This window comes from Micromonospora sp. NPDC049004, from assembly GCF_040649315.1.
GTDB lineage: Bacteria > Actinomycetota > Actinomycetes > Mycobacteriales > Micromonosporaceae > Micromonospora.
This window is the reverse complement of the sequence record NZ_JBEZFG010000004.1, coordinates 115,645-124,461: the sequence shown is the minus strand read 5'-3', so window position 1 is coordinate 124,461 and position 8,817 is coordinate 115,645. Positions and strand designations below refer to the sequence as shown.

Here is an 8,817-nt window from a genome sequence, read left to right as displayed (position 1 = left end):
CCGGCGCAGCACGACAACACCCGCCAACCCCACCCACCCCACACCCAGGGCGAACCCACACAGGCCGAGCCCGTCAGTTCGCGCAGCGCTTGAACGGGCCAACCCGCGGGGCCTTCAGACCGGGGCGGCCGCGTCTGGGGCGCGGGAGGCCCGGCGCAGGCCGTACAGGGCCAGCGCGGCGGCGGCGAGCAGCGGGGCGCCGTCGCGGATCAGGCCGTCCACGCCCAGCAGCCACCAGCACAGTGGCAGGTCCACGGCCAGCACGGCCAGCGAGACGACGACCAGCAGGCCCCGCGCCCAGTCCTTGCCACGCATCAGGAACGCGGTGCAGAACAGCACCGCGTAGCTGGCCGCGATGCCGGCGCCGAACCAGAACAGCACGGCCGGTACGGCGGACAGACGATCGTCCAGGATCGCGCCTCCGGCCACCAGCGCCGGCACCAGCATCAGCGGGCTGTAGGTGAACGCCGCGACCCGGCTGGTCAGCAGCCAACCGCTGGCCTGCGGCCGGCGCGGCGGGATTTCGCGCCAGGAGATGCCGGCCCGGTCGATGACCAGCCGGGGCCGGTGTCGGACGAGATGCCCAGCGAGCGCCGACGAGCGGTAGAGCATCCACACCACCGCCACACAGAGCGCGGTGAGCAGGGCGAAGCCGAGCAGCCCGGGCAGCGGCGGCACGCCCTGCCGCGGCACGATCAGCCGGCCGACGGCGAAGATCGTGGTGACCGCGAGGATCAGCCCGAACGGACGGGCCACCGTGCGGCCCCGGCGGACGTGCCCGATCAGCAGCAGGAAACCGAACGAGCGCAGCATCGCCCAACCGGTGCGCACGGCCAGGCCGAAGCCCTGCTCCGGGGCGTACCACCAGTTGAGCAGCTCGACCACGACGGTGGCCGCCGCCGTCGTCGCGAGCAGGAAGGTGAGCACCCGGACGGCGGACGGCCGCCGGACCTCGGTCTCGGCGGCCGTCCTCATGGGATCCGTTGTTGCCCGCGGCGGGCGATGTTCACACCTAGCGCTGCGGTTGTACGGCGTCCAGGCGGGCGCGCAGCGCGTCCAACTCGGCCCAGAGCACGCCGGGCAGCTTGTCACCGAACTTCTCGAACCACTCGGTGATCAGGGGCAGCTCGTTGCGCCACTCGTCCGGGTCGACCTTCAGCGCGATCCGGACGTCCTCCGGGGTCATGTCCAGGCCCTCGACGTCGAGCGCGTCGGCGGTCGGCACCATGCCCACGGGGGTCTCGACCGCGTCGGCGGTGCCCTCGATCCGCTCGACGACCCACTTGAGCACCCGGGAGTTCTCCCCGAAGCCCGGCCACAGGAACGAGCCGTCCGCGTCCTTGCGGAACCAGTTCACGTAGTAGATCTTCGGCAGCTTGGCCTCGTCGCCGTCGGCGCCCTTGCCCATCTCGATCCAGTGCCGGAAGTAGTCACCGGCGTGGTAGCCGATGAACGGCAGCATCGCCATCGGGTCCCGACGGACCACGCCAACCGCTCCGGACGCGGCGGCGGTGGTCTCCGAGGAGAGGGTCGCGCCCATGTAGACGCCGTGCACCCAGTCGCGGGCCTCGGTCACCAGTGGGATGGTGTCCCGGCGGCGGCCACCGAAGAGGATCGCGTCGATCGGCACGCCGTTCGGGTCGAAGTACTCGTCGGCGAGGATCGGGCACTGGGTGATCGGGGTGCAGAACCGGCTGTTCGCGTGCGAGGAGAGGCTGTCGCTCTCCGGCGTCCAGTCGTTGCCCTTCCAGTCGATCAGGTGCGCCGGGGGCTCACCCATGCCCTCCCACCAGACGTCACCGTCGTCGGTGAGGCCGACGTTGGTGAAGACGGAGTTGCCCCGGTCCAGCGTCCGCATGGCGTTGGCGTTGGTCTTCCAGTCGGTGCCGGGCGCGACGCCGAAGAGGCCGTACTCCGGGTTGACGGCGTAGAGCCGGCCGTCCGGGCCGAACCGCATCCAGGCGATGTCGTCGCCGATCGTCTCGACCTTCCACCCCGGAATGGTCGGCTCCACCATGGCCAGGTTGGTCTTGCCGCACGCGGACGGGAAGGCGCCGGCGATGTGGTGGACCTTGCCCTCCGGCGAGGTGATCTTGAGGATGAGCATGTGCTCGGCGAGCCAGCCCTCGTCCCGGCCCATCACGCTGGCGATCCGCAGCGAGTAGCACTTCTTGCCGAGCAGCGAGTTGCCGCCGTACCCGGAGCCGTACGACCAGATCTCCCGGGTCTCCGGGAAGTGCGAGATGTACTTGGTCTCGTTGCACGGCCACGCGACGTCCTGCTGACCGGGGGCGAGCGGGGCGCCGATCGAGTGCAACGCGTGCACGAAGTCCGCGTCGTCCCCCATCGCGTCGAGGACCTTCGCGCCCATCCGGGTCATGATGCGCATGGACGCGACCACGTACGGGCTGTCGGTGATCTCGACGCCGAACATCGGGCTCTCGGCCTCGACCGGGCCCATCACGAACGGGATGACGTACATGGTGCGCCCGCGCATCGAGCCGCGGTACAACTCGGTCATCGTCCGCTTCATCTCGGCCGGCGCCATCCAGTTGTTGGTGGGGCCGGCGTCCGCCTCGTCGACAGAGCAGATGTAGGTGCGCTCCTCGACCCGGGCGACGTCCGTCGGGTCGGTGCGCGCGTAGAACGAGTTCGGCTTCTTCTCGGGGTTCAGGCGGATGAGGGTGCCGGCCTCGACCAACTCATCGGTGAGGCGACGCCACTCCTCGTCCGACCCGTCCACCCACACGACCCGGTCGGGGGTGGTCAGTTCTGCGACCTCACGGACCCAGGCAAGCAGTTTCGGATGGGACGTCGGGGCCTGATCGATACCCCGCACTACAGCCGGAGCAACCATGACACATCTCCTTGTGGTCGACGCTGACCGATCTATGGGATGCACGAGTCTCAGCGACGCCATGCGCCGCCTTCGTGGAAACCTGGGATTGGCCTCAGCGTAAACCGGGCAGCCTTCCTAGTCAGTGGGACTGGTTGTGAAGAACTGCACAAGGTACGGCGACGCTGCGGCATCACGATCTGATACCCGCTTTCCTGCGCAGTTTCACGCAAATCTTGTCGTGCACCCCGGTCGACGCGCTTTGCGGTCGGGCCGCCAACCCGCCCGGCCGACCGGTGCGGGGATTCCCGTTCCGGGGCGCGTCAGTCCTCCCCCTTGGTCACGCTGCGTTCACCTGCTACGTACCGGGTGAAAGGGCCGGCACGGGCGACGATGTCCGGTCGCCGTTGCTACCCCGCCGACTGGCCGACAGCCGGTAGGCTCGCCCCGTGGCCGCCACGATGACCGGGGAACAACCGGGTCCCCGGCAGACCCGACCGGGTCTGGTCCGCGGACTGCTCGACCGTTTCGGTCACCTCGTGCGCGAGCTGAGCAAGTTCGCCACCGTGGGCGGGATCGCCTTCCTCATCGACTTCGCGCTCTTCAACTACCTGACCACCGCGCGCGGCATGGAGCAGGTGACGGCGAAGACGATCTCGACAGTGATCGCGGCGACCTTCGCCTTCCTCGGCAACCGGTTCTGGACCTGGCGGCACCGCCAGCGCAGCAACCCTGCGCGGGAGTACGCGCTGTTCTTCTTCTTCAACGCCGTCGGCCTCGGCATCGCGGTGGCCTGCCTCGCGATCAGCCGGTACGGGCTCGGCAGCATCTGGCCGGCCGTGTTCCAGACCCAGCTCGCCGACAACATCGCCAGCTTCATCGTCGGCACGGGCCTCGGGACGCTGTTCCGATTCTGGTCCTACCGGCGGTTCGTCTTCGTCGAAGCGGGAACTCCGATCGTTCCGCAGGTGGAGCACGACCGAGACCACGGTGCGTGACCTGCCGCCCACCTCGTCCGGCCGGTGATCGCCGGCTTCACCGACTGCCCTAAGGTGTTTCGCATGCGTCTTGTCCGTCTGCTGCCTGAGCGTTGGCAGAAGTTCATCAACGAGGCGCTCAAGTTCGGCATCGTCGGCGGCATCAACACCGTCATCAATTACGCGGTGTTCAATGTCCTTGCACTTACCGTTTTCGTCAACGGTCAGTTGAAGGCGACCGTGATCGCGACCGTCGTCGCGACGATCACGTCGTATCTGATGAATCGCCACTGGACGTACCGGGATCGCCCGAAATCGGCGCTTCGTCGGGAGTACGTCCTGTTCTTCCTGTTCAACGGGGCCGGCCTGCTCATCGAACTGGGCGCCGTGGCCGCGGCCAAGTACGGGCTCGGCGTGCACGGCCTGCTGGGGCTGAACGTGGCCAAGACCGCAGGTGTGCTGCTGGCCACGCTGTTCCGCTTCTGGTCGTACCGGACCTTCGTCTTCCAGCCCGTCTCGCCGACCGAGGACGAGACCAAGGCCGAGCCCACCTGGCACGACATCCCGCGCGACGAGTGGGACACCATGGCCGAGATGGACCCGGTCGCCGAGCTGGCCGAATCCGTCTCCGAGTTGGAAGAGGCGCAGTCCAGTGACCGCCCCGACCCGACACCCGGCCCGACCGGCGCCGCTCCCGCCCAGCAACGGCCCACACCGTTGACCGCCGGCCTCCCCGCCGACCTGGACGCGGAACTCGCCGCGGAGCTGCACGCCGGCACCCGTCGCGCGCCCCGCCGGTGACGCCTCCCGCCATCCGCTCCGGCACCGGGGCGCCCGCCGCGCTGTTCTTCGAGGATCTCGTCCCGGGGCTCACCGTGGACCTCGGGACCGTGACCGTGGACGGCGACGAGATGCTGGCCTTCGCCCGCCGCTTCGACCCGCAGTGGTACCACGTCGACCCGCAGCTCGCCGAGGCCAGTCGGCACGGCGGAGTGATCGCCAGCGGCTTCTACACGGTCAGCCTGTTCATGCGGGCGTACGTCGATCACCTGCTGTCCCGCGCGGCGGCGGACGCCTCCCCCGGTCTGGAGGAGTTGCGGTGGCTCGCCCCGGTACGCGCCGGGGACCGTCTCGCCGTCCGGGTCGACGTGATGGGCGCCCGCCCGTCGGCCGCCCGTCCCGGGCTCGGCACCGTCATCCTCACCGGCACCATGCTCCGCCTCGGCCCGGACAACCGGCCCGAGCAGGAGGTGCTGCGGACCCGCTTCCGTGGCTGGTTCGCGCTACGCCCGGTCGGGACGGACCCCGAGGCCACACCCGCCGAGAGCGGCCCGCAGAAAAGCGGACCAGCCGAGTCCGGACCGGCGGAAACCGGGCCAGCCGAGGCCGGATCCCCAGCCGAGGCCGGATCCCCAGCTGAGGCCGGATCCGCGGATGGCGGGCCAGCCGGGGCCGGACCGGCGGAGGCCGGGCCGTCCGAGGCTGGGCGGCCGTCGGCGGCCGCGGGGCCCGTGGCCGAACAGCACGCCTGACCGTCCCGCCCCGACGCTCGGGCCGGGACGGTCAGCGCTGAACGGGATCAGCTCGTGGTGTCGCGCAGCGGCTTGCCCTCGCGCATGTCGGCGAGGATGTCGCGCATCTCCCCGTCGCCCAGCGAGTGCTTGTCGTGCTGCGCCTCGACCAGCTCGTAGAGGGTGGTCTGCACCCGGCTGACACCCGGCACGTCGGCGAGCACCGACTGGCCGCGCTCGCCCGCCGACTCGATGGTGAGGGTGCCGCAGCCGAGCAGCCGCTCGAAGAAGTGCTGGTTCATCGAGTGGTCGTTGATCCGGGTGAGCGGAAGGTCCCGCCGGTCCCGGGAGAAGACGCCCTGCTGCAACAGCACGCGCTCGTTGGTGAACAGGTAGTGGGTGGTACGCCAGACCAGGAACGGCCACAGACCGAGCCAGAGAACCGCGACCAGGGCGATCACCCCGATCACCGCCAGCGCGATCGAACCACCGCTGCTCTCGGGCAGCAGGAGCACGCCGACCACCACCGCGGCGATGGCCAGCACCAGCACCACGATCGGCCGGATCAGCGCCTTCCAGTGCGGGTGCAGGTGCAGCACGACGTGCTCGTCCTTCGTGAGCACGTCTTCGGGAAACGCCACGACAACCTCCAACGCCATTTACTCGACGCGCAGACGGTAAACCCCCCAAGCCCCACCACAACATCCGCCACGCGGCCCCACCCCACCTTCCGCGATCTTGCACTTTCGGTCGCCGTTACGCGGCCTCTGCCCGTTTCGCCCGGACAGAAACTGCAAGATCGCGGGGCGGTCGGGGCGGGGGCGTGGGAGTGGGCGGGCCTGGCTAGCGGAGGTGGAGGATGTCTCCGGCGGATACGACGCGGGTTCCGGTGGGGGTGGTCAGTTGGAGCTGGCCGTCGTTGTCGATGCCGGTGGCGGTGCCGGTCAGGTCCTCGCCGTTGGGAAGCAGGACGCGTACCTCGCGGCCGATCGTCGCGCAGGCCGCCACGTACGCGTCGCGCAGGCCACTGGCCACGGCGTCCCCGCCGGCGGAACGCCAGCGGTCGTACCAGTCGGCCAGAGCCCGCAGCAGAGCCCGCAGCAGCGGATCCCGGTCGGTGGCCGCCGCGCCGGCCAGTTGCAGCGAGGTGGCCGGCAACCCGGTCGGGTTCACCGGCAACTCGTCGGCGCGCAGGGTCACGTTGAGGCCGACGCCGAGGACGATGGCCGGCGATGGGGCGAACGAGCGCCCGGGCACCGCCTCGGCCAGCACCCCGGCGCACTTGGCGTCGCCGATGAGCAGGTCGTTGGGCCACTTGAGGGTGGCCTCCAACTCGGCCAACCGGGCCACCGCCTCGACCAACGCGACACCGGCGAGCAGCGGCAGCCACCCGTACGCCGTGGACGGCACCGCGACCCAGCCGCGGTCCGGCACGGCCTCGCCGGGCCGCAGCAGCACGCTGGTGGCGATTCCGGCGCGCGGCGGCGACTGCCAGACCCGGCCGCGCCGACCACGGCCGGCGGTCTGCCGTTCCGCGACCACCACCAGGCCCTCCGGCTCGCCCGCCGCGGCGGCCTCGGCCACGTCCGCGTTGGTGGAGCCGGTCTCGGCGTGCAGCTCCAGGCGGGCCCACGGCCCGTTCGGCGCAACCAGCGCGCGCCGCAGCCGGGCCGCCGACAGCGGCGGTCGGTCCAGATCGGTGTACGGGGAACCCGGCATCCCGTCAGCCTACGGCGGTGACCGCGGGAGGTACTGAGGCGTACTGCACAGCAGCACCGACCTGAACCATCGTTATATTCCCTGGGTGACTACCGAGACCGGGACCAACATCCACAGCACCGCGGGCAAGCTGGCGGACCTGGAGCGCCGGGTCGACGAGGCGGTGCACGCCGGGTCGGCGCGTGCGGTCGAGAAGCAGCACGCGCGGGGCAAGAAGACCGCCCGCGAGCGGATCGAGATGCTGCTCGACGAGGGCTCCTTCGTCGAGCTGGACGAGCTGGCCCGGCACCGGTCCACGGCCTTCGGTCTGGAGCGCAACCGCCCGTACGGCGATGGCGTGGTGACCGGCTACGGCACGGTGGACGGCCGGCAGGTGTGCGTCTTCGCCCAGGACTTCACGGTCTTCGGCGGCTCGCTCGGCGAGGTCTTCGGCGAGAAGATCGTCAAGGTGATGGACCTGGCCATGAAGATCGGCTGCCCGGTCGTGGGCATCAACGACTCCGGCGGCGCCCGCATCCAGGAGGGCGTGGTGTCGCTCGGCCTGTACGGGGAGATCTTCTTCCGCAACGTCCGCGCGTCCGGGGTCATCCCGCAGATCTCGCTGGTGATGGGGCCCTGCGCCGGCGGCGCGGTCTACTCCCCGGCCGTCACCGACTTCACCGTGATGGTCGACCAGACCTCGCACATGTTCATCACCGGCCCCGACGTGATCAAGACGGTGACCGGCGAGGACGTCGGCATGGAGGAGCTGGGCGGGGCCCGCACGCACAACACCCGCAGCGGCAACGCGCACTACCTCGCCACCGACGAGGACGACGCGGTCGACTACGTCAAGGCCCTGCTGTCGTACCTGCCGTCGAACAACCTCGACGAGCCTGTCGTCTTCGAGGCCCCCGCCGACCTGACGATCACCGACGAGGACCGCGAGCTGGACACGCTCGTCCCGGATTCGGCGAACCAGCCGTACGACATCCACACCGTCATCGAGCACGTCCTGGACGACGGGGAGTTCCTGGAGGTCCAGCCGCTCTACGCGCAGAACATCGTGGTCGGCTACGGCCGGGTGGAGGGCCGCCCGGTCGGCGTGGTCGCCAACCAGCCCATGCACTTCGCCGGCACCCTGGACATCGCCGCCTCGGAGAAGGCCGCCCGGTTCGTGCGCACCTGCGACGCGTTCAACATCCCGGTGCTGACCTTCGTGGACGTGCCCGGCTTCCTGCCCGGCACCGGCCAGGAGTGGGACGGCATCATCCGCCGGGGCGCCAAGCTCATCTACGCGTACGCCGAGGCGACAGTCCCGAAGGTCACCGTGATCACCCGCAAGGCGTACGGCGGGGCGTACGACGTGATGGGTTCCAAGCACCTCGGCGCGGACCTGAACTTCGCCTGGCCGACCGCGCAGATCGCCGTGATGGGCGCGCAGGGCGCGGTGAACATCCTCTACCGCTCGGAGCTGGCCGGCGCCGAGGACCCGGCGGCGGTCCGGGCCGAGAAGATCGCCGAGTACGAGGACACCCTGGCCAACCCGTACGTGGCCGCCGAGCGCGGGTACGTCGACTCGGTGATCCCGCCGCACGAGACGCGCACCCAGATCGTCCGGGCGCTGCGCGTCCTGCGCACGAAGCGCGAGACCCTGCCGCCGAAGAAGCACGGCAACATCCCGCTGTGATCCGCGCGGCGCAGCTCGCGTGATCCGCGCGGCCCTGCTCGCGTGATCCGCGCAACTTCGGGGAAAGTGCTGCTTCCCGGCCTCGGGAGGCAACAACATCCCTGA

7 protein-coding genes and 1 pseudogene are annotated in these 8,817 nt (G+C 70.3%); 4 read left to right on the top strand and 4 right to left on the bottom strand.

Annotated features, from left to right (window positions below; translation table 11 throughout):
• Positions 1–114 precede the first annotated feature (114 nt).
• Together AB0B97_RS13915 and AB0B97_RS13910 are read right to left on the bottom strand one after the other, a co-directional pair.
• Positions 115–975 (bottom strand): hypothetical protein, encoded by an 861-nt coding sequence (locus tag AB0B97_RS13915; protein ID WP_357493624.1) that lies wholly within the window; start codon positions 973–975, stop codon positions 115–117.
• Positions 976–1,012: 37 nt separating this feature from the next.
• Entirely contained in the window at positions 1,013–2,857 is a 1,845-nt protein-coding gene (locus tag AB0B97_RS13910; RefSeq protein ID WP_234589116.1) for a phosphoenolpyruvate carboxykinase (GTP), read from the bottom strand.
• A gap of 136 nt (positions 2,858–2,993) precedes the next feature.
• Between AB0B97_RS13910 and AB0B97_RS13905 the strand changes: the two are divergent.
• From AB0B97_RS13905 to AB0B97_RS13895, 3 genes and pseudogenes are all read left to right on the top strand, one after another.
• Positions 2,994–3,834: pseudogene (locus tag AB0B97_RS13905) on the top strand (GtrA family protein).
• 63 nt (positions 3,835–3,897) lie between these two features.
• A complete protein-coding gene (locus tag AB0B97_RS13900) occupies positions 3,898–4,614 on the top strand; it encodes a GtrA family protein (protein WP_357494269.1) in 717 nt (238 codons plus the stop codon).
• Positions 4,611–5,345, top strand: coding sequence for a MaoC/PaaZ C-terminal domain-containing protein (locus AB0B97_RS13895; protein WP_357493622.1), 735 nt, complete (start codon positions 4,611–4,613; stop codon positions 5,343–5,345). Before AB0B97_RS13900 ends, AB0B97_RS13895 begins: the two co-directional genes overlap by 4 nt.
• Before the next feature lie 47 nt (positions 5,346–5,392).
• Here the strand turns inward: AB0B97_RS13895 and AB0B97_RS13890 are convergent, their stop codons facing one another.
• Together AB0B97_RS13890 and AB0B97_RS13885 are read right to left on the bottom strand one after the other, a co-directional pair.
• Positions 5,393–5,965, bottom strand: a complete 573-nt coding sequence (locus AB0B97_RS13890) for a PH domain-containing protein (protein WP_234589114.1) — start codon at positions 5,963–5,965, stop codon at positions 5,393–5,395.
• A 202-nt stretch (positions 5,966–6,167) separates the two neighbouring features.
• A complete protein-coding gene (locus AB0B97_RS13885) occupies positions 6,168–7,043 on the bottom strand; it encodes a biotin--[acetyl-CoA-carboxylase] ligase (protein WP_357493619.1) in 876 nt (291 codons plus the stop codon).
• Positions 7,044–7,128: 85 nt separating this feature from the next.
• On the opposite strand from AB0B97_RS13885, the gene AB0B97_RS13880 reads away from it, so the two are divergent.
• The gene (locus AB0B97_RS13880; protein WP_234589112.1) at positions 7,129–8,712 is read left to right on the top strand and encodes an acyl-CoA carboxylase subunit beta; all 1,584 of its coding nucleotides are present in this window, start codon (positions 7,129–7,131) and stop codon (positions 8,710–8,712) included.
• The last annotated feature ends 105 nt before the right edge of the window (positions 8,713–8,817 follow it).